Annotated in this window: 19 protein-coding genes; 11 read left to right on the top strand and 8 right to left on the bottom strand. The window is 64.2% G+C overall.

From position 1 onward, the window contains the following. Positions 1-122: 122 nt before the first annotated feature. The 4 genes from MESOP_RS05570 to MESOP_RS05555 form a co-directional block, all read right to left on the bottom strand. Positions 123-1,154, bottom strand: coding sequence for a BMP family protein (locus MESOP_RS05570; RefSeq protein ID WP_013892349.1), 1,032 nt, complete (start codon positions 1,152-1,154; stop codon positions 123-125). A 151-nt stretch (positions 1,155-1,305) separates the two neighbouring features. After that, the gene (gene pcaF / locus MESOP_RS05565) at positions 1,306-2,511 is read right to left on the bottom strand and encodes a 3-oxoadipyl-CoA thiolase (protein WP_041164534.1); all 1,206 of its coding nucleotides are present in this window, start codon (positions 2,509-2,511) and stop codon (positions 1,306-1,308) included. Between the two features lies 1 nt (position 2,512). Next, the gene (locus MESOP_RS05560; protein WP_013892347.1) at positions 2,513-3,319 is read right to left on the bottom strand and encodes a CoA-transferase subunit beta; all 807 of its coding nucleotides are present in this window, start codon (positions 3,317-3,319) and stop codon (positions 2,513-2,515) included. Next, complete coding sequence (locus tag MESOP_RS05555; protein ID WP_013892346.1) at positions 3,316-4,173, bottom strand: CoA transferase subunit A; 858 nt, start codon at positions 4,171-4,173, stop codon at positions 3,316-3,318. Before MESOP_RS05555 ends, MESOP_RS05560 begins: the two co-directional genes overlap by 4 nt. A 120-nt stretch (positions 4,174-4,293) precedes the next feature. Between MESOP_RS05555 and MESOP_RS05550 the strand changes: the two genes are divergently transcribed. Continuing rightward, positions 4,294-5,064, top strand: coding sequence for an IclR family transcriptional regulator (locus MESOP_RS05550; RefSeq protein ID WP_013892345.1), 771 nt, complete (start codon positions 4,294-4,296; stop codon positions 5,062-5,064). A gap of 69 nt (positions 5,065-5,133) precedes the next feature. Here the strand turns inward: MESOP_RS05550 and MESOP_RS05545 are convergent, their stop codons facing one another. From MESOP_RS05545 to MESOP_RS05530, 4 genes are read right to left on the bottom strand one after another with little or no spacing between them, the layout of a single operon-like run. Next, positions 5,134-6,432, bottom strand: a complete 1,299-nt coding sequence (locus MESOP_RS05545; RefSeq protein ID WP_013892344.1) for an NAD(P)/FAD-dependent oxidoreductase — start codon at positions 6,430-6,432, stop codon at positions 5,134-5,136. 2 nt (positions 6,433-6,434) lie between these two features. Then, positions 6,435-7,805 (bottom strand): glutamine synthetase family protein, encoded by a 1,371-nt coding sequence (locus MESOP_RS05540; protein ID WP_013892343.1) that lies wholly within the window; start codon positions 7,803-7,805, stop codon positions 6,435-6,437. 5 nt (positions 7,806-7,810) lie between these two features. Further along, positions 7,811-9,094, bottom strand: coding sequence for a nucleotide disphospho-sugar-binding domain-containing protein (locus tag MESOP_RS05535; RefSeq protein WP_013892342.1), 1,284 nt, complete (start codon positions 9,092-9,094; stop codon positions 7,811-7,813). A 10-nt stretch (positions 9,095-9,104) separates the two neighbouring features. Continuing rightward, positions 9,105-10,043: a GntR family transcriptional regulator gene (locus MESOP_RS05530; RefSeq protein WP_013892341.1), complete on the bottom strand. Its 939-nt coding sequence runs from the start codon at positions 10,041-10,043 to the stop codon at positions 9,105-9,107. A 234-nt stretch (positions 10,044-10,277) separates the two neighbouring features. On the opposite strand from MESOP_RS05530, the gene MESOP_RS05525 reads away from it, so the two are divergent. The 10 genes from MESOP_RS05525 to MESOP_RS05480 all read left to right on the top strand — a co-directional run bounded on the left by MESOP_RS05525 (position 10,278) and on the right by MESOP_RS05480 (position 19,870). Beyond that, on the top strand, positions 10,278-11,342 hold the full coding sequence (locus MESOP_RS05525) for a polyamine ABC transporter substrate-binding protein (protein ID WP_013892340.1): 1,065 nt from the start codon (positions 10,278-10,280) through the stop codon (positions 11,340-11,342). Between the two features lie 248 nt (positions 11,343-11,590). Next, positions 11,591-12,694, top strand: coding sequence for an ISAs1 family transposase (locus MESOP_RS05520; protein WP_013891672.1), 1,104 nt, complete (start codon positions 11,591-11,593; stop codon positions 12,692-12,694). A gap of 81 nt (positions 12,695-12,775) precedes the next feature. Next, the gene (locus MESOP_RS05515) at positions 12,776-13,618 is read left to right on the top strand and encodes an ABC transporter permease (protein ID WP_041164009.1); all 843 of its coding nucleotides are present in this window, start codon (positions 12,776-12,778) and stop codon (positions 13,616-13,618) included. A 186-nt stretch (positions 13,619-13,804) separates the two neighbouring features. Further along, entirely contained in the window at positions 13,805-14,596 is a 792-nt protein-coding gene (locus tag MESOP_RS05510) for an ABC transporter permease (protein WP_013892338.1), read from the top strand. Next, entirely contained in the window at positions 14,593-15,666 is a 1,074-nt protein-coding gene (locus tag MESOP_RS05505) for an ABC transporter ATP-binding protein (protein WP_013892337.1), read from the top strand. The genes MESOP_RS05510 and MESOP_RS05505 overlap by 4 nt, the downstream gene beginning before the upstream one ends. A 13-nt stretch (positions 15,667-15,679) precedes the next feature. Further along, positions 15,680-16,954 carry a glycosyltransferase gene (locus tag MESOP_RS05500; protein WP_013892336.1) on the top strand — a complete coding sequence of 425 codons (1,275 nt, stop codon included), beginning with the start codon at positions 15,680-15,682 and terminating at the stop codon, positions 16,952-16,954. Positions 16,955-17,180: 226 nt separating this feature from the next. After that, positions 17,181-17,531, top strand: coding sequence for a cupin domain-containing protein (locus MESOP_RS05495; protein ID WP_013892335.1), 351 nt, complete (start codon positions 17,181-17,183; stop codon positions 17,529-17,531). Positions 17,532-17,632: 101 nt separating this feature from the next. Further along, positions 17,633-17,974, top strand: a complete 342-nt coding sequence (locus tag MESOP_RS05490; RefSeq protein ID WP_013892334.1) for a cupin domain-containing protein — start codon at positions 17,633-17,635, stop codon at positions 17,972-17,974. Between the two features lie 22 nt (positions 17,975-17,996). Next, on the top strand, positions 17,997-18,341 hold the full coding sequence (locus tag MESOP_RS05485; protein ID WP_013892333.1) for a cupin domain-containing protein: 345 nt from the start codon (positions 17,997-17,999) through the stop codon (positions 18,339-18,341). Between the two features lie 20 nt (positions 18,342-18,361). Then, complete coding sequence (locus tag MESOP_RS05480) at positions 18,362-19,870, top strand: aldehyde dehydrogenase family protein (RefSeq protein ID WP_013892332.1); 1,509 nt, start codon at positions 18,362-18,364, stop codon at positions 19,868-19,870. Positions 19,871-19,964: the final 94 nt, after the last annotated feature.

Here is a 19,964-nt window from a genome sequence, read left to right as displayed (position 1 = left end):
TTCGCCAATTTTCCACGCCGAATAAGGGTGCCGCCGACAAAGCTGCCAATCTCCCCCCTTGAGGGGGAGATGTCCGGCAGGACAGAGGGGGGCGCCTAGCACCAACCCCTAAAGACCAGAACTCAATCCGAAACCGGTGTGTTCTCGTCGACATCCACCCGGAAATTGCCTTCGAGGATCTCGGCCTTCTTCTTCTCGACCAGATCCTTCACGTCGGCCGGCAGCGTCTTGTCGAACTTGTGATACGGCGCCAGGAACGATCCACCCTTGGCCATCCGCGAGAAGTCGCCATAGTCCTGCGCGGTGAAGACGCCGGCCTTGACCAGCTTGATCGCCTGTTCGACCGTCGGATACATGTCCCAGACCGGGCCGGTGATGACCGTGTCTGGGCCGAGGCTCGACTGGTCGGACATGTTGGAGATGGCGAACACCTTCTTCTCCACCGCCGCTTCGATGACACCGAAGCGCTCGGCGTAGATGACGTCGGCGCCGGCATCGATCTGCGCGACAGCGGCTTCCTTGGCCTTGGGTGGATCGAAGAAGGAACCGATGAAGGCGACCTTCTTCTTGATGTTCGGATTGACCTCCTTGGCGCCGGCGAAGAAGGCGTTGACCAGCCGGTTCACCTCCGGGATGCCCATCGCCGCGACGGCGCCGATGGTACCCGACTTCGACATCTTGCCGGCGATCATGCCTGACAGATAGGCCGGCTCGTGGATCCAGTTGTCGAAGACGCCGAAATTGGGATCGGCGGGGCCGGCGCCCGAGCCGAACAGCCAGGCGGTCTTCGGGAATTGCTTGGCGGTGCGCCGCGATTCACGCTCGGCGGCGAAGGCATCGCCCAGCACCAGCTGATAGCCGCCTTGCGCATATTCGCGCATGACGCGGCTGAAATCGGCGGTCTGCACTTTCTCGGACCATTTGTATTCGATGCCGAGTTCCTTCTCGGCCTTCTGCAGGGCGACGTGGATCTGGTTGTCCCACGGCTCCTCGATCGGCGTGGCGAAGATCGCCGCCACCTTCAGTTTTTTGTCCTTGGCGAAGGCGGCACCCGGCAGCATGGCCGCGGCCAGGCCAAGCGCGCCGAGCTCAAGCACATTGCGTCGCGACAGACCTTCGCGGGCGGAATGAGATTTGTTCTTCCGGTTATCCATTGCAGTCCCCTCTGTTCGACAGCCGTGTCGAGCCGGCTGTTCTAAAAATCAGACGGGGAACTATGGAACGGGTCCGGACTTTTGTCCACATGGTCAAATTTGATGGCGTGCCCAATCCGGTCTTGATCCTGGCCAGCCGAGAAACCTGCGGTCAAGCCCGTTCGAGCGCGATGGCGATGCCCTGGCCGACGCCGATGCACATGGTGGCTAGGCCGTAGCGGCCGCCGCGTTCGCGCAGCTCCAGCGCAGCGGTACCGGAGATGCGGGCGCCGGACATGCCCAGGGGATGGCCGAGCGCGATGGCGCCGCCATTCGGGTTGACGTGCGAGGCATCCTCGGCGATGCCGAGCTGGCGCAACACGGCGATGCCTTGGGACGCGAAGGCTTCGTTGAGCTCGATGACATCGAACTGTTGCGGCGTCAGGCCGAGCCGCGCGCAAAGCTTTTGCGTCGCCGGCGCCGGACCGATGCCCATGATGCGTGGTGCCACACCAGCGGCGGCCCCTCCAAGGATGCGGGCGATCGGCGTCAGGCCGTATTTTTTTGCAGCGGCCTCGGAGGCGACGATCAGCGCTGCCGCCCCGTCATTGACGCCGGACGCATTGCCGGCCGTCACCGTGCCGCCTTGGCGAAACGGCGTCGGCAATTTGGCCAGCGTCTCCACCGTAGTGCCGGCGCGGGGATGCTCGTCCTTCGAAACCACGATCGCATCGCCCTTGCGCTGCGGGATCGTCACCTCCGTGATCTCCTTCGCCAACCGGCCATTGGCCTGTGCGGCGACCGCCTTGTCCTGGCTGCGCACGGCAAAGGCATCCTGGTCGGCGCGGGAGACGGCGAAGTCTTCCGCCACGTTCTCGCCGGTCTCCGGCATGGAATCGACGCCATACTGCTTCTTCATCACCGGGTTGACGAAGCGCCAGCCGATGGTGGTGTCGTAGATCTCCGCGTTGCGCGAAAACGCCGTGTCGGCCTTCGGCATGACGAAGGGTGCGCGGCTCATCGATTCGACACCGCCGGCGATCATCAGCTCCGCCTCGCCGGCCTTGATCGCGCGTGCGGCGATGGTCAGCGCATCCATGCCGGAGCCGCACAGCCGGTTGACGGTCGAGCCCGGGATTTCCTTCGGCAGGCCGGCCAAGAGCAGCGCCATGCGCGCCACGTTGCGGTTGTCCTCGCCGGCCTGGTTGGCACAGCCATAGACGACATCGTCGACAGCCTGCCAGTCGATGCCGGTGTTGCGCTCGACCAACGCCTTCAGCGGAATGGCGCCGAGATCGTCTGATCGCACCGAGGACAGCGAACCGCCGAAGCGGCCGATCGGCGTGCGGATGTAATCGCAGATATAGGCCTCGGCCATGTCATGCAGCCTTTGTTTTTCCGGTTCCTTCATGCGCCGCCTTGGTGCGGGCCTGCAGGTCGCGCAATGTCTTGAGTTCGAGTTCACTTGGCGGCGGGGTTTCGTCAAGCGCCTCGGCGAACTTAACCACCCAGCCACAGCTCTCCTGCACCTGCTGGCGCGAGACACCCGGATGCAGCGACACGACCGTGAATTCCTTGGTCAGCGGATCCGGCTTCCAGATCGCGAGATCGGTGATCAGCAAGGTTGGCCCAGCCGTGTCGATGCCGAGACGCTTGCGATGATCGCCGCCCTCGCCATGGCCGAAGGAAGTGAAGAAGTCGATCTTCTCGACCATGCCGCGCTTGCTCTGCGCCATGGTGATGTAGATCTCCTTCGACGAGGTCGCGATCTCCGGTGCGCCGCCGCCGCCGGGCAGCCGGGTCTTCGGGTGGAAATAATCGCCGATGACGGTGGTGTTGATGTTGCCGAACTTGTCGAGCTGCGCCGCACCGAGGAAGCCGATCGAGATGCGGCCGCCCTGCAGCCAGTAGCGGAACATCTCCGGCACCGCGACCGTGGTGACCGCGGTCTCGCACAACTCGCCATCGCCGATCGACAGCGGCAGCAAATCGGGCGCGGTGCCGATCGTGCCGCTTTCGTAGATCAGCGTGATGTCGGGCGCATGCGTCAGCCGCGCCACATTGCAGGCGGCGGACGGCGCACCGATGCCGACGAAGCAGACATCGTCATTTGTGAGCGCACGGCTGGCGGCAATGGTCATCATCTCGTTGGGGGTGAAGCCCAAGCCCAATGGAGCGTCGCTCATGCCGCTTTCCTCAGATGCTCGACACGACCAGCAAAATCGTCCGCGCTCTTTTCGATGACGTTCGCCTGCATCCAGGCCTGGAACTTTTCCCGATCGGCGGCGATCTCGTCCCATTCGAGATAGGCGGCATTGTCGCGCCCATAATAGCCATGCGCGTAGGACGGATGCGAGCCGCCGGGCACGACGGAAATCGCCGCGATGGTCCAGCGCGGCAGCACGGTCAGATTGGGGTGCAGGTCGTCGAAATTGTCCACCACCTCCTCGACCGTCACCACGGCGCGTCTGGCCGCCAGCACGGCTTCCTTCTGGATGCCGATAATGCCCTCGACCAGCACATTGCCTTTCCTGTCGGCCTTCTGCGCATGGATGAAGGTGACGTCGGGCCGGATCGAGGGAACGGCGGCCAGCACCTCGCCTGTGAACGGGCACGTGACCGATTTGATGTTCGGGTTGACCGCCGCAAGGCCCGCGCCGCGATAGCCGCGGAACACCGCGCAGGGCAGACCGGCAGCACCCGCCTCATAGGCATTGGCCATGCCGGCATGGCTGTGCTCCTCGACCTCGATCGGCCGGGGGAAGCCGTTCTCGATGGCGTCACGGGCGCGCCGGAGCAGACCGACGCCGGGATTGCCGACATAGGAGAAGATGATCTTCTTCGCCATGCCCATGCCGATCATCTGGTCGTAGATCAGGTCCGGCGTCATGCGGATCAGGGTCAGGTCGCGAAATCCCTGGCGGATCGCCTCGTGCGCCGCCGCCGTCGGGATCAGATGGGTGAAACCCTCGAAGGCGACGGAATCGCCATTGTTGAGGTTCTCAGCAACGGCCTGTTTGAGCGGCAGGAACTTGACCATCGCATCGGCTCCGCGTACAAAAAGTTCGTATTGCGAACATATGTTTAATATGTGATACTTTTTAAGCTGGTCGAAGACGCGGAGTCAATCCCGGCAGCGGGACCCTTCCATGGAGGCCTGATGGACGAAGAGACCGTTTCCCGTGACCATGTCGGCTCGCTCGAGCGCGGCCTTGCCGTCGTGGAAATCCTGGCGCGTCATCCCCAGGGCATGACGCTGACCGAAATGGCGGAGGAGGCCGGCCTGACCCGTGCCGGCGCACGCCGCTTCCTGCTGACGCTGGTTGCGACCGGCTACGCCACCCAGGACGGCCGCGTGTTCTCGCTGTCGCCGCGCCTGCTGACCGTCGCCCGCACCTGGCTCGGCGGTGGCTCGCTGTGGAGCTTTGCCGCGCCGATCATGCGGGCGGTGGCGGCGCAGCTGAACGAGGCCTGCTCGGCGGCGATCCTGTCGGGCCCGGATGTCGTCTATGTCGCTCGCATTCCCGGCCGCCGCATCCTCAGCGTGTCGCTCGATGTCGGCACCAGGCTGCCGGCCTATTGCACCTCGATGGGACGCATCCTGCTTGCCGGCCTGCCATCGGGGGAATTGGACGCGTTCCTCCGCCAGGCGACCGTCGAGAGACGCACGCCGAAGACGATCACCGACAAGAAATTGCTGGCCGAGGCCATCGGCAAGGCGAAGGCCGAGGGCTTTGCCATCGTCGACGAGGAACTGGAACTCGGCCTGCGCTCCATCGCCGTGCCCATCCGCGACCGCTCAGGGAGCACGGTCGCGGCGATCAACGTCTCGACGCAATCGGCGCGGTTTTCTGTCGCCGAGATGGAACGGGAAATCCTGCCGGCGCTGCTTGAGGCCAGGCAGCGCATCGAGGATTTTTTCGTCGTTTAAGAGGACTTGCCAACATTCAACGTCGACGGGACAGCACCCCCCTCTGGCCTGCCGGCCATCTCACAACCCTCAATGCTTGATCCGGTCCCGCATCGCGTACCACAGCATGCCCAGCACATAGAGCGGCCCGCGCAGCGCCGTGCCGCCGGGGAACGGCATCGGCGTCAGCGTCGAGAACAAATCGAGCCGAGAGGCATCACCTGTGATCGCTTCGGCGAGCAACTTGCCCGACAGCGTCGACAGGATGACGCCCTTGCCGGAATAGCCGTGCGCGAAATAAACCTCGCCATAGTGCCCGACATGCGGCAGTCGCGATGTGGTCACCGACACCAGCCCGCCCCAGGCATGGTCAATGCGGCAGCCCTTGAGCTGCGGGAAGGTGGATTCCATGTGCAGCCGCACGAAGCCGGCAATATCGGCCGGCGGCGATGGCGTATAGCGCTCGCCGCCGCCGAACAGCAGCCGGCCATCCGCCGACATGCGGTAATAGTTGACGACGAAGCGTGTGTCGGACACCGCGACATTAGCCGGAATGACGTTGCGCGCGCCTTCCAGCGGCTCGGTGGCGACGATGTAGTTTCCGACAGGCATGATGCGGCTGTTGACGCGCGGCTCCAGCCCGTTGAGCAGCGCATCGCCCGCCAGCACGACATGCTTGGCCCGCACCGATCCCTTCGATGTCGAGACCCGGATCGAAGGTTCGCGCTCCAGCTTCACGGCCACCGAATTCTCATGGATGACGACGCCGGCGGCCAGGGCTGCGCGGGCAAGGCCGAGCGTGTAGTTCAGCGGATGCATGTGGCCGCCGAGCGGCTCGTACATCGCGCCGTGATAGGGCGTGTCGACCTTGGCCCGGGCCTCCGCAGCCGACAGGATCTCGACATCGCGGAACTTCATCACACTGTCGAGGCACTTGGCTTCTTCTTCCAGATCCCTGAGGTCGGAACCGTTGACCGCGCCGACCAGATGGCCGGTCAGCCTGAGATCGCAGTCGATGGCATGGCGCTCGATGATGTCGAGCACCAGGCTCCTGGCCTCGAAGGCGAGATCGAACAGTACTTTCGCCCGTTCGGGGCCATAGAGCTTGACCAGCCCCTTGGCGCCCTTGCGCAGGCCGGGGATCATCTGGCCGCCATTGCGGCCAGACGCGCCCCAGCCGATCTTGCCGCCTTCGAGCAGCACCACCTTCAAGCCGCGCTCGGCGGCGTGAAGGGCCGCCGACAGGCCCGTGCAGCCGCCGCCGACGACCACCAGATCGGCTTCGACATCGCCGACCAGAGCCGGATGGTCCGGCGCCGAATTGGCGGTGGCGACATAATAGGATTGGCCGATATCGAGGCCGGAATTGAAACCCCTTGAAGATGCCATGATCACACCTTCAGCAGCAGGTGGTCGCGTTCCCAGCTCGTCACCACGCCCTGGAACAGGTCGAGTTCGACGCTCTTGACGCGCAGGTAGGTCTGGAAGAAGTCCTCCCCGAGCAATTTCCGCACCGGATCACAGGCCTCGAAACGATCGAGCGCCTCCTCCATGGTTTTCGGCAGCGTGCTTTTGATCTTGTAAGCATTGCCCGACGCTTCGGCCGAGCGCGCGAGTTTCTGTTCGATGCCGAGATAGCCGGCAAGCAGCGAACCGGCGATCGCCAGGTAAGGGTTTGAATCCGCACCCGGCAAGCGGTTCTCAACCCGCCGCGCGGCGCGCCCGCCGGCCGGCACGCGCAGGCCGCAGGAGCGGTTGTCGTGCGACCACTCGATGTTGGCCGGCGCGCTGTGGTTCGGCCTTATGCGGCGGAACGAATTCACGTTGGGCGCGAACAGCGGCATGATCTCCGGCACGTATCTCTGCAGGCCGCCGATGAAATGGCCGAACATCTCGGTGTCGGCATCGTCCTTGCCGGCAAACAGCGTGTTGCCGGCCTCGTCGATGACGGACATGTGCAGATGCATCGAGCTGCCGGCCTGCGCGGCGATCGGCTTGGCCATGAAAGTGGCGTGCATGCCGCATTGCTGCGCGGCTTGCCGCGTCAGCCGCTTGAACAAAAGCACCTTGTCGGCCAACGGCAGTGCGTCGCCATGCAGGAAGTTGATCTCCAGCTGTGCCGTGCCCGATTCGTGGATCAGCGTGTCGAGCGGCAACCCGGCGGCCGCGGCATAATCGTAGATGCGGCGGATCACCGGCTCGAATTCCTCGAGCGCTGCCATGTCATAGGGATGCTGCACGCCCTCGGCGCGGCCATTGCTGCCGACCGGGGCGGTCAGCGGCTTGTCCGGATCGGGGTTGGGCGCGGTGAGATAGAATTCAAGCTCCGGCGCCACCACCCCGCGCCAGCCGCGCTGGCGGTAGAGTTCGAGAACGGCGCGCAGCACATGGCGTGGCGAGGCCATCCATGGCCTTCCGTCCATGTGGAAGGCGTCGGCGAAGACATAGGCCTTTCCCGCGGCGGCACCCGGCGCCAGGCTGAGCGTCGAAACGTCGGGCACCATGCGCATGTCCGGGTCCGAATAGGCAAAACCCTCGTCGATCGAGCCGGAATAGCGGCCGTCGATGCTGACCAGGAAAGCGCTGCTCGGCAGATAGAGCGCGCGGTCTTCCAGGGCCTTGAGAAACTTCGCTGTCGGCAGGGCCTTGCCGCGCAGCACGCCGTTCATGTCGGGCACCAGGCATTCGACCTCATTGATGCGGTGCTGGACCAGCCAGGCCTTGGGATCGTTGGTCGCGGTATTCATGTTCTTGTCAGGCATTTCGTTCACGTCCGTATCAGGGAGAGTATGGCTTGCGCGGCCACGTCCGTTCCGGGTTTCAGCGCCATCTGGGCTGCATTTTCCTTCAGGCGGGCGCGCATGGCGTCATCGGCCAGCATGCCGAGAATGGCTCTCTCCAATACTCCTTCGGTCCAGCCGTCACGGCCGATATGGTCGCCGGTGCCGGTCTCCTCGGCACGGCGTGCATTGTCGTGTCCGTCCCAGCAATAGGGCATGATCAGCGACGGCACGCCGAAGCGCAGCGCCTCGCAAAAGCTGTTGTTGCCGCCATGGTGGATGAACAGGTCGGACTTCGCCACCACCGAGGGCTGCGGAAACCAGGCGTCGAGATAGACATTATCCGGCACCGCGCGATAGGCGTCGCGCAACCCGCCGACATTGACGATGAAGCGCGCCGGCAGCCTGTCGAAGACGGCGAGCATGCGCTCGATCAGCCCGACATCCATGGCGCCGAGGCTGCCGAAGCTGACATAGACCAGCGGCCCCTTGTTGCGCGGGAACACCGGCACTTCGAACGGCCCTTCCGAACGCACGCAACCTTCGAGATAGACGAAGCGCTCCGGATCGAGCGGCGCGGCGCGCTCACGGCGCACGATTGCCGGCGTCAGCAGCAGATTGAGATCGGGCGACGTCTCCAGGAACAGGCCTTTCGGCAGCGGTGCCAGGCCGGAATCCACGCGAAAACGGTTGAACCGATCATGCGCCGGCGCCGAGGCGGCGAGATAGCGCGCCTCGAACGCCGCGCGTTGCGGGTCATCGGCACCCATTCCCGAAAGGTAGGGCGGCACTTCAGCGTCCGGCAGTTCCGTCTCGGCGCAGGAGACGACACGCACCCATGGACAACCGGCGGCGGCAATGGCCGGGAACATGATGACATTGTCGAGCACGATCGCATCCGGCTTCAGCCGCCCCAGCAATTGGCGCAAAGGCGCCTCGGCATTGACAGCGGTGTCGACGATCGCCTGCCATGTCGGCGCGACATAGGTTTCGAGCTGGTCGATCGGGCTCAGCCGGAAATGCGGCAGGTGCCGGCGCACGAAGGCCTGCCAGTAGCTCTGGCGCTCGCTGTCGCTCAGCGGCTCGTCGGTCGGCAGCTGGTATTCCTGGAAACCATAGTCGGCAAAGACACCGGAGAAGCCGGCATGGCAGATGAAGACGGGCCGGGCGCCCTTGGCGCGCAACGCCTGCGCGATACCGACGCAATTCAATGCGGCGCCGAAGCTTGCTTCGGGAAACAGCGCGATGGTCGGGCTGGCTTTGCGCGTCAATTAGTCCTCGTCATTCCGGCCGGCTGATCATGCCGAACAGTGCGGGCGCCCCGCGGCTGGCCGCTTGCGGTCGCTGGTTGCGGGATAGCCGCAGGTGAATGCGAAGCAGATCGGCAGCCACCTCATACTGCCGGCTTTCGAGATGGTCGAGTATGTTCAAATGTTCCAGCAACGATTGCCGCAGCCTGAACACGTTGACGCCGGCATAGATGCCGGGCAGCCGGCGCAGCCTGAGATGATCGGCCAGTGCATCGGCGACGAAGCGGTTGGCGCTGCCCTCGGCGATCATGCCATGGAAATCGATGTCCAGCCGCTGGAACTCGCGCGTATCGAACGTGGCATCCGGCAGCGCCGACAGCGCGTCCATGCCCTGGCGCAGCGCCGCCGCCCGCGCGCCATCCAGCCGGAAGCCGGGTGTCAGGATCGCCGCGGGCTCCAGCAGCAAGCGGAACTCGTAGCTTTCGCCTTGCGCCTCCGGATCATCAGGCGTGCGGCGGAAAAGCCAGGACTGGCCCGGCGCACGGTCCAGCAGATTCTCCTCTGTCAGTTTATTAAGCGCTTTTAGTACCGTCTTTCTCTCGGCACTGTACCGTCGCATCAACCCGGCGGCGGTTACCGTCTGGTCCAGCCTGCGCGCCGACCGGTCGCGCAGGATCGCTTCGGCAAGCTCGTCTTCCTCGGTAATGGGCAGCTCGGCCGATATGGCCGGCTGCGCGGCGAGGTCGACGGCCAGATGATAGCCGGTATCGGCCTGCCAGCGCACGACACCCCGCTCCGCGAGCAGGCTGAGTGCCGCCCGCACCGGCGTGCGCGAGACATTGCATAGCGAGGCGATCTGCTGCTCGGGCAGGCGGGCGCCCGGCTCGAAGCCGCGCTGGCGGGCCACATCCAGGATGCGCTGCGCCAGGTCGAGATGATTGGTGCGAGGTCGTCGGGCTGCGGCTTGCATGACTAGTCTCGATGGGCGGACATGACCCGCATGGTTTGACCGATCGGCTTCTAAGACGCAATCGGCCAGATTCTTCGATTGCTTGGCAAATTATGGATTGACGTACTTTTTTCTGCAATAGTACTGTGCGGGCAATCGGCAGGAAAAAGGCCGAGGGAACAGGATCGGAGCCGCGAGACAGATCGCGCCGGATCCAACACAGAATTCGACGATCAACCCGAATGGGAGTCTGCCATGACCGCTACCAGCCCGCGGCGCCGTGCGCTCAAGGTCTCTTCAATCGCTCTCGGCCTCGCTTGGGCGCTGTCGGCGCCGGCTGTCGCCGCCGACCTCGTCATTTCCAATTGGGACGGCTACATGGCGCCCGACGCCATGGCCGCCTTCAAGACCGCGACCGGCGTTTCCGGCGAAGTGGTGGTGCACGCCACCAATGAAGAAATCATGGGCAAGCTCATCGCCGCCGGCGGCAAGGGCTATGACGTGGTCTTCGTCTCCTCGCCCTTCGCCGAAGTGCTGAACAAGCTTGGCCTGACCGAGCCGATGGACCACGCCAAGATCCCGAACCTCGCGAACCTCTACCCGGAAGCGACCAAGCTGCCGCACGATGTCGGCAACACTTTCTCCGTGCCTTACACCTGGGGCACGACGGGCCTTTGCTACCGCTCGGACCTGATGAAGGTGGCGCCGACGAGCTGGAGCGACCTGCTTGCCCCGTCCGACGAATTGAAGGGCAAGACCACCATGCTGGCGACGGATCGCTGGCTGCTCGCCGCCGGCCAGCTCGACAAGGGCTTTTCGGTCAACGAGACCGATCCCGCCAAGATGGCCGAGGTCAAGGACCTCTTGATCTCGGCCAAGAAGACCCTGCTCGCCTATGACGACACCACCTTCTATTCGAAGCTGGTGTCCGGCGAGGCGCTGATGGTGCAGGCCTGGGACGGCTGGTGCAACTACGGCATCGCCGACAAGCCCGAGATCAAATACGTCATTCCCAAGGAAGGTTCGGATCTCTGGGTCGACACGATGGTGGTGATGAAGGCTTCCGCCAACAAGGACGCCGCCTTCCAGTTCATCAACTTCATGCTCGATGCCAAGAACCACGCCTGGGCGGCGCAGAACATCGACTACAAGGTGCCGAACAAGCCGGCGATGGAGAGCCTGCCGGCAGACTTCCTGGCAAAGTTCCCCAACATGGCGATGCCGGTGGCCGACCTCGTCAAGTTCGAGCAGCTGCGCGACGTCGGCGAAGCCCAGCGCGACTATTCCAAGATTGTCAGCGAGATCAAGGCCGCGCAGTAGGCGTTAGTCTTGAATTAAGCGTGCGTTCCGTGGCGCCCCCCTCTGGCCTGCCGGCCATCTCCCCCTCAAGGGGGGAAATAAGCAGTTCTGATGTTCCGCTCGCCCTTAAGCATTGGAGATTGACGAAGGCGATGCCACAGCCAATCTCCCCCCTTGAGGGCAGGGGAATCGCACATGAGTACAAACGTACTCTTGTGCGATGTGTGGAAATCGATTCTGAGGGGACCTCTGGATGATCGGAGGTCGGCATGGTGTTCCTGGATGTATTCGGCGAGGTTCCGGACCCGCGGGACTTGACCGCGCAGCATCCGTTGCCGGAGATTTTGTTCGTCGCGCTTGCGGCGGTACTTTGCGGGGCGACGCACTGCACGGAGATGGAGCTGTTTGCCAGGAGCCGGCTCGATTTGTTGCGCCAGTTCATCCCGCTCGAGCGTGGCGCGCCCAGCCACGACACCTTCAGCCGGGTGCTGGCGGCTCTCGATCCTGTCGCCCTCAACGAGGCCTTCATGCGCTTCATGGCCGCGTTCGGCGAGCAGGCGCGCATCGATGCGCCGAAAGGCCAGGTCGCCGTCGACGGCAAGAGCCTCAGGCGCGCCTATGCCAAGGGCCGCTCGCATATGCCGCCGCTGGTGGTGACCGTCTTTGGCTGCGACACCTTCATGAGCTTGGCCCAGACCGTGGCGCAGGAGGGCGGCGAGGTGCAGGCCGCGATTGCGGCGCTCGAATTGTTGTCGCTCAAAGGCTTGACCGTCACCGCCGACGCCTTGCACTGCCATCGCCGCATGACCAAGACCGTGCGCGACGGCGGTGGCCATTACGTGATCGCCATCAAAGGCAACCAGTCGAAGCTGGCCGCCGAAGCCAACACCGCCCTCGACAAGGCGGCGGCGGGCAAAGCAACCAAGTTCCATCAGACCGAAGAGGACGCGCATGGCCGTCACGAGGTGCGGCGTGCCTTCGTCATTCCCTTCGCGCAGACGCCGGGCAAGAATGCACTCGTCGACCTTTGCGCCATCGGCCGTGTCGAAAGCTGGCGCACCGTCGAGGGCAAGACCACACACAAGGTCCGATGCTATGCGCTGTCGCGCAAAATGCCGGCACACGAACTGCTGGCCACAGTACGCCGCCACTGGAGCATCGAGAATGACCTGCACTGGCAACTCGACGTCCTGCTCGGCGAAGATCACATCAGAGGCCGCAAGAACAACACAGCCGCCAACCATGCCATACTTCGGCGCCTCACCCTCAATGTTCTCAGAGCTGACCCCGAAAAAATCCCGCTCAGCCACAAACGACTCAAAGCACGATGGGCCGATCAAGACCTGCTCAGCCTCTTTACTCATATGCGATAGCCCTACCCTTGAGGGGGAGATGCCCGGCAGGGCAGAGGGGGGCGCTTCGTGAAACACTTCCCCTCCCGCTCCGCCCTGCTGATGGCCCCGGCGCTGGTCTGGTTGACCGCGCTGATGGTGGTTCCCTGCACGCTGGTGCTGGCGCTCGCCTTCTTCCGGCGCGGTATTTATGGCGGCATCGATTACACCTTCACGCTGGAGAATTTCGGGCTGGTCTTCGACCCGCTCTATGCCGGCATCTTCCTGAAGTCGGCGCGCATCGCCGGCACAGCGACGCTCATCGCGGTGGTGATCGGCTATGCCGCCGCCTACGCGATCGCGGCGGCACCGCGCCGGTGGCAGCCGGTGTTCCTGTTCTTTGCCGTGCTGCCGTTCTGGTCCAACTACCTGATCCGCACCTATGCCTGGATCGTGCTGCTCAACCGCGAGGGGCTGATCACGCAGCTCTTGCGCTGGTTCGGCTACACCGGCGAACCGCCATCGATGCTCTACACGGAAGGCGCCGTCATAGCCGGCCTTGTCTACAACTATTTGCCCTTCGTCATTCTCGCCTGCTACGCACCTTTGTCGCGCCTCAACCCCGAACTCGCCGAAGCCTCGCGCGATCTTGGCGCTTCCGCCGTCACCACATTCCGCCGTGTCATCCTGCCGCTGACAGTGCCCGGCATTGCCGCCGGCGCGGTCTTCGTCTTCGTGCTGTCGATCGGCAATTTCGTCACCCCCGCCCTGCTCGGCGGCGGCCGCTTCCAGATGATCGGCAACCTCGTCTACGACCAGTTCCTGACCGCCAATGACTGGCCCTTCGGTGCCGCACTCGCCATGGCGCTGATCGCCATCATGCTTCTCGTGCTGATGGCGCAGGCGCTCGCCGCCGACCGCGCCTCGGGGCGTGCGGCTGAGGCGAAAGGCAATTCCGATGGCTGAGCGCGGCGCAATCCTTGCCTTCTCCCCGTTTAGGGGGAGAAGGTGCCCCGAAGGGGCGGATGAGGGGCGGCGCCTGTCTTTGCCATGCTCAGCGCTGCCCCTCATCTGCCTGCCGGCATCTTCTCCCCGTGAACGGGGAGAAGGACGCAGCTCGTTCACTCGGCTCCAAGCAACCGGAGGTTCGAGATGAATCGATCCTTTACCCGCACTCTCAGCATGCGGACGGTCCTCGTTCTCGTCTTCGCCTTCCTCTACATCCCGATCGCCGTGCTGGTGGCGCTGTCCTTCAACGAAGGCGGGCTGCCGACGGCATGGTCCGGCTTCTCGTTGAAATGGTATGCCTCGCTGGCCCACAACTCCGCCATCCTGTCCGCCGCGCTCAACACGCTGATCGTGGCACTGGTCTCGACAGCCATAGCCACCTTGCTCGGCACGCTGCTGGCGATCGGCGTCGAGATGCGCCGGCAGTACGGCAAGGGGCTCGAAGCGCTGATCTTCGCGCCGATGATCATCCCCGACATCGTGCTGGCGATCGCGCTGCTGTCGTTCTTCTCCATGCTCAATTTGACCATGGGCCTGCACACCATCATCCTCGCCCATGTCGTCTTCAACCTCGCCTTCGTCTGCTCGGTGGTGCGCGCAAGGCTGAAGAGCTTCGACTGGTCGATCGTCGAAGCCTCTGCCGATCTCGGCGCCTCCGCGCTCACCACGTTCCGGCGGGTGACCTTGCCGGTCATTCTGCCGGCGGTGATCGCCGGAGCCCTGCTTGCCTTCACGCTGTCGGTCGACGAGTTCATCATCGCCTTCTTCACCGCCGGAGCCGGCCGTGCCTCGACCACGCTGCCGATGCAGATCTACGCCATGATCCGCTTCGGCATCACGCCGGAGATCAACGCGCTGGCGACCATCGTCATGGCGGTCTCGATCACCGCGCTCACCCTGTCGCAGCGGCTCAACCGTGGGATTATCGGCCAATGAGCGAACCGCGCACGCTGCTGGCCATCGATCATGTGTCGAAGAATTTCGGCCGCGTCACCGCCGTCGACGGCATCTCGCTCGATATCCGCGAGAACGAGTTCTTCGCGCTGCTCGGGCCCTCCGGCTGCGGCAAGACCACGCTGCTACGCATGCTGGCCGGCTTCGAGACGCCCAATGACGGCCGTATCCTGCTCGACGGCCGCGACATTGCCCGGATGCCGCCGAACAAGCGGCCCGTCAACCTGATGTTCCAGTCCTACGCGCTGTTTCCGCATATGAGTGTTCGGGCCAATGTCTCCTATGGCCTGGAGATGGAGCGTTTGCCGGCTAGAGAGATCCGCTCCCGCGTCGACGCCATCCTGGCGACCACCGAACTCGTCCCCTTCGCCGACCGCAAGCCGGAGCAATTGTCCGGTGGCCAGAAGCAGCGCGTCGCGCTTGCCCGTGCCCTGGTCAAGCGGCCGAGGCTGCTGCTGCTCGACGAGCCGCTCGGTGCGCTCGACAAGAAGCTGCGCGGAGCCATGCAATTGGAATTGAAGCGCCTGCAGCACGAGGTCGGCATCACCTTCGTCATCGTCACCCATGACCAGGAGGAATCGCTTGTCATGGCCGACCGCATGGCGGTGCTGAAGGACGGCAAGTTGCTGCAATGCGATACGCCGCATGCGGTCTACGAACATCCGGCGGATCGCTTCGTCGCCGATTTCATCGGCGTGATGAATTTCGTTCCGGGCAAGGTCGCCGCCGACGGCGTGACGGCCGCCAATGGCGTGCGCATCGCCGGCAAGGTTCCCGCCGCGCTCCCGCCCGGCGCATCGGCGGTGGCCTCCGTGCGGCCCGAACGGATCCGGCTGTTCCCGTCAGCAGACACCGCCAACCGCACCACCGGCACGGTCGAGGCGCTGGCCTACCAGGGGCTCGACTTGCAACTACATGTCCGCACGCCGCTGTCGCCCAAACCGTTCCTGGTCCGCGTCACCGCCGATGCCGCCGACCGCCGGCCGGTTTCGTCAGGCGACCAGGTCGAACTCGGCTGGGATGCCGCCGATGTCAGAATTTTCGCAGAATAACAGGAGAAGCCTGATGGCGCAGAAGACGATCGCGTTCTTTCCAGAGGCGGCCTACGGCCCGGCGCTCAATTCCGTCGGCATCGCGCAAGCCGTCGAGGCGCGCGGCCACAGAGCCGTGTTCCTGTCCGATCCCGGCTTCGTCGACGTCTACAAGGGCTACGGTTTCGAGGCGCATCCGGTGAATCTCTCCGAACCGATGCCCGCCGAGCAGATGGCGAAATTCTGGGAGGATTTCATCAACGGCCACATCCCGAATTTCCGCAAATCGCCCTACGACCAGGTCGACAATTACGTCAAGGATTGCTGGACCGCGATCGTCGACAGCGCCAAATGGGCGCAGAAGGACCTGCCGGGCGTCCTGGCTGCGATCAAGCCCGATGTCATCTGCGTCGACAACGTCATCCTGTTCCCGGCGATCAAACAGTACGGCAAGCCGTGGGTGCGCGTCATCTCCTGCTCGGAAAACGAGATCGAGGATGAAGACATCCCGCCGCATCTCTCGGGCTGCGGCGAGAACGACCATGCCGGACACCAGCGCTACCGCGACCATTTCAATGCGGTGATCAAGCCGATCCATGACGACTTCAACACCTTCCTCGCCGCCAACAATGAGGCGCCCTATCCGATCGGCCAGTTCTTCGAGGCCTCGCCCTACCTCAATTTGCTGCTCTATCCGGAGGCGGCCAAGTTCAAGCGCCGCCATCCGCTCGATCCGGCACAATTCCAGTATCTCGAAGGCTGCGTGCGGCAGGAGAAGCCCTACACGGTGCCGACCTTCGCGAAGAACAATGACGGGCCGCTGCTCTACGTCTCCTTCGGCAGCCTCGGCGCCGGCGATGTCGAGTTGCTGAAGCGCATCATCGCGACGCTGGGCAACACACGCTACCGCGCGCTGGTCAATGTCGGCGGCTACAAGGACCAGTACACGGACGTGCCCGGCAACGTCATCGTCGACAGCTGGTTTCCGCAGCCCTCGGTCATCCCGCAGGTCGATGCCGTCATCCACCATGGCGGCAACAACTCGTTCACCGAGTGCCTCTATTTCGGCAAGCCGGCGATCATCATGCCTTATGTCTGGGACGGCCACGACAACGCCACCCGCGTCGAGGAAACCGGCCACGGCTTCGGCATGCCGCGCTACGACTGGACCGATGCCGAGCTGGTCGCCAGGATCGAAGCCTGCCTGACCGATCCGGCCATGAAAGCGAAGCTCGCGAGGACATCGGCACAGATGCACGCGCAGAACGGGCCCGAGAAGGCGGCGGGTTTGCTGGAGGGGTTGCTGTGATCGAGGTGTCGAGCTTGAGCACCCCCCCTCTGGCCTGCCGGCCATCTCCCCCGCAAGGGGGGAGATTGGCAGCTTCGCAGCCGGTTCTCACTCTGCAGCCTTGGTGATTGGCGAAGGCCGAGACAACATCCGATCTCCCCCCTTGCGGGGGAGATGGCCGGCAGGCCAGAGGGGGTGCCCTGGCTCGGCATATCAACGTTAAACATCGCGCCACCAGAGCACACTCATGACCTCGTCCGCCCCGCACCTACACCAAGCCTCCACCCGCACCGACCTTGTCGACTGGGGCCTCCAACCGGATGCATTGGCAGGCACGTCCCACTCGACCGGCAAACTCCTGCACAAGGGCCCGAACAACCAGCCGGAATCCGGCATCTGGGTGTGCACGCCGGGCCGCTGGCGGCTCTCGATCCCACGCGACGAATTGTGCCATTTCGTCGCCGGCCGGGCGACCTACCGGTCCGATGTCGGCGAAGTGATAGAAATCTCGGCCGGGACCGTGGTCATGTTTCCCGCCGGCTGGACGGGTGCATGCACCGTGCATGAGACCATGCGCAACGTCTACATGCTGGCGTGAGAAGCATGGTCCCGAACCGAAGGACCGCGACAGCGAAAAGTGGGAACCGGTTTTCGGACAAGATCATGCTCAAGCAAGAATCCACTGCACAGGAGCAAGACATGCCGACACCGCATTGGCCGAAGGCCTCCACCGTGGAACTGGAGGATTGGGGCGCGGGCGCCAACACGCTCGCCGGCGCGCCGCGCGCGTCGGGCAGGATCCTGTCGCAGAACCCGGACGGTTCGAGCGAATGCGGCTTGTGGTCCTGCACGCCGGGCACCCGCAAGGTCACGTTTGCGTCGGGCGAGTTCTGCCACTTCCTGTCGGGGCACGGCAGCTATGTCCATGACAACGGCGAACAGATTCCGGTCGAGGCCGGCACGCTGGTGTTCTTTCCCGCCGGCTGGACCGGCATTTCCATCATCACCCAAACGCTGACCAAGGCTTTCATGTGCCGCTGAGCACTCTTTCGAGGACATCCCTATGACCACGCCAATCATGCAATCGCCGCTCGCCGTCACCGACCTCGTCGACTGGGGCGTCATCCCGACCATGATCGAGGGGCAATCCCACACTTCGGGCAAGCTGCTCTACAAAGGGCCGGAAGGCCGCTCCGAATGCGGGCTGTGGGTCTGCACACCCGGCAAATGGCACTGCCACGTCACCCGCGACGAATTCTGCCACTTCCTCGAAGGAAGCTGCACCTATGTCCATGAATCCGGCGAGGTGATCGAGATCGAGCCGGACACGGCGGCCTTCTTCCCGCAGGACTGGAAGGGCGTCTGCACCGTCCATGAGACCATCAAGAAGGTCTACATGATCCGCTGATCGGATCCGAGAGGATGTCCATGAACTTCTCCCCTGACCGGCCAACCTTCTTCGTCAATCCGGACTACCGGCCGATGGCCGGCGCGTCAAAACCGGTGATCGACCCCGCGACGCTCGAAACCGTCGGCGCGATCACGGCGGCCAGCGACGGCGAGATCGACGCCGTGCTCACCGCCGCGACCACGGCGCAGGCAGTCTGGAAGACGCTCGATGCCAAAAGCAGGGCCAAGCACCTGCACGCCGTCGCCAACGCCATCGAGGCGGCCGACTTCACCCGCTGCGCGGAACTGATGGTGCGCGAGATGGGCAAGCCCTATCCGGAAGCCATCGGCGAGATCGCCAATTGCGCGCCGATCTTCCGCTACTATGCCGAGATGGCGCGCGACGATGCCGGGAAGATCGCCGGCACGACGCAGGCCGGTTCGTTCCAGTATGCGCGCTACGAACCTTACGGCGTGTCCGTCCACATCATGCCCTACAATTTCCCGATCCTGCTGATGTGCTGGACGGTGGCGGCTTCGCTCGCCGCCGGCAACGCCTGCATCATCAAGCCAGCCGAGGCGACGACGCTGTCGACACTGGACTACATGACCGTGTTCCGCGCGCTGCCCGAAGGTCTGGTCTCCTGCCTGCCGGGCGGGGCGGCCACGGCGCAGGCGCTGATTGCCTCCGATCGTACCCATGCCGTCGCCTTCACCGGTTCGGTCGCCGCCGGCAAGGCCGTCGCGGTCGCCTGCGCTGAGCGCATGAAACCGTGCGTCATCGAGGCCGGCGGCAGCGATCCGCTGATCATCAGCGAGCACGCGCCGCTGGAGGTCGCGGCGGCCGGCAGCGTCACCGCGGCCTTCCATCTCACCGGCCAGGTCTGCACCTCGGCCGAGCGCTTCTTCGTCGTCGATCAAGTTCATGATCGCTTCGTCGCACTTTTCGCTGAACGGACGCGCGCGCTGCGCATCGGCAACGGCATGGACAAGACCGAGATCGGCCCGCTGGTCAGCGAAGCGGCCCGGGCCAAGGTCATGCGTTTGGTCGACGATGCCATCCGCAACGGCGCCATTGCAGTCACCGGCGGCCGCATCCCGCCGGCGCACAACACCGGCTGGTTCTACGAGCCGACGATCCTCACCGGCGTCACCCCTGACATGGCGATCGTGCGCGAAGAATGCTTTGGCCCGGTCGCCGCCATCTGCCGCGTAAAAAATTTCGACGAGGCGATCCGGCTTGCCAATGACAGCCCGTTCGGGCTTGGCGCTTCCGTCTTCACCACCGATTTCGCCGAGGCGCATGAGGCCGCGGAACGGCTCGAGGCCGGCATGATCTGGGTCAACAATCCGCTGATCGACAATGACGCCCTGCCCTTCGGCGGCTGGAAGGCTTCCGGCCTTGGACGAGAACTCGGCCGCCAGGGGCTGGATGCCTTCCGCCGCTCCAAGATGGTCATCATCGACCACAAGCCGGCGATCCAGGAATGGTGGTACCCCTACCCCGACAGTTGGTTCCGCGAGGCCGGCGGCCGCAAGCACGTGTGAGAGCTACGGCGTGGCAAGGGCGCGCCAAGCGCATTTACGTTTCGACCAATACCCGTGAGATCAGGGCAGTCGCGCGGACGAAATCGCTCATCGA

The sequence above is a fragment of the Mesorhizobium opportunistum WSM2075 genome, assembly GCF_000176035.2.
In the GTDB taxonomy this organism is placed as follows: domain Bacteria; phylum Pseudomonadota; class Alphaproteobacteria; order Rhizobiales; family Rhizobiaceae; genus Mesorhizobium; species Mesorhizobium opportunistum.
This window is presented reverse-complemented; position numbering and strand designations above follow the sequence as displayed.

Coding starts and splice junctions, on each gene's coding strand:
- MESOP_RS05520 (WP_013891672.1), top strand. CDS start 11,591: ATGGTGTTCCTGGATGTATTCGGCGAGGTTCCGGACCCGCGGGACTTG.
- MESOP_RS05515 (WP_041164009.1), top strand. CDS start 12,776: ATGGCCCCGGCGCTGGTCTGGTTGACCGCGCTGATGGTGGTTCCCTGC.
- MESOP_RS05490 (WP_013892334.1), top strand. CDS start 17,633: ATGCCGACACCGCATTGGCCGAAGGCCTCCACCGTGGAACTGGAGGAT.
- MESOP_RS05560 (WP_013892347.1), bottom strand. CDS start 3,319: ATGAGCGACGCTCCATTGGGCTTGGGCTTCACCCCCAACGAGATGATG.
- pcaF (WP_041164534.1), bottom strand. CDS start 2,511: ATGGCCGAGGCCTATATCTGCGATTACATCCGCACGCCGATCGGCCGC.
- MESOP_RS05545 (WP_013892344.1), bottom strand. CDS start 6,432: ATGGCATCTTCAAGGGGTTTCAATTCCGGCCTCGATATCGGCCAATCC.
- MESOP_RS05495 (WP_013892335.1), top strand. CDS start 17,181: ATGACCTCGTCCGCCCCGCACCTACACCAAGCCTCCACCCGCACCGAC.
- MESOP_RS05480 (WP_013892332.1), top strand. CDS start 18,362: ATGAACTTCTCCCCTGACCGGCCAACCTTCTTCGTCAATCCGGACTAC.
- MESOP_RS05540 (WP_013892343.1), bottom strand. CDS start 7,805: ATGCCTGACAAGAACATGAATACCGCGACCAACGATCCCAAGGCCTGG.
- MESOP_RS05485 (WP_013892333.1), top strand. CDS start 17,997: ATGACCACGCCAATCATGCAATCGCCGCTCGCCGTCACCGACCTCGTC.
- MESOP_RS05510 (WP_013892338.1), top strand. CDS start 13,805: ATGAATCGATCCTTTACCCGCACTCTCAGCATGCGGACGGTCCTCGTT.
- MESOP_RS05530 (WP_013892341.1), bottom strand. CDS start 10,043: ATGCAAGCCGCAGCCCGACGACCTCGCACCAATCATCTCGACCTGGCG.
- MESOP_RS05505 (WP_013892337.1), top strand. CDS start 14,593: ATGAGCGAACCGCGCACGCTGCTGGCCATCGATCATGTGTCGAAGAAT.
- MESOP_RS05570 (WP_013892349.1), bottom strand. CDS start 1,154: ATGGATAACCGGAAGAACAAATCTCATTCCGCCCGCGAAGGTCTGTCG.
- MESOP_RS05500 (WP_013892336.1), top strand. CDS start 15,680: ATGGCGCAGAAGACGATCGCGTTCTTTCCAGAGGCGGCCTACGGCCCG.
- MESOP_RS05525 (WP_013892340.1), top strand. CDS start 10,278: ATGACCGCTACCAGCCCGCGGCGCCGTGCGCTCAAGGTCTCTTCAATC.
- MESOP_RS05550 (WP_013892345.1), top strand. CDS start 4,294: ATGGACGAAGAGACCGTTTCCCGTGACCATGTCGGCTCGCTCGAGCGC.
- MESOP_RS05555 (WP_013892346.1), bottom strand. CDS start 4,173: ATGGTCAAGTTCCTGCCGCTCAAACAGGCCGTTGCTGAGAACCTCAAC.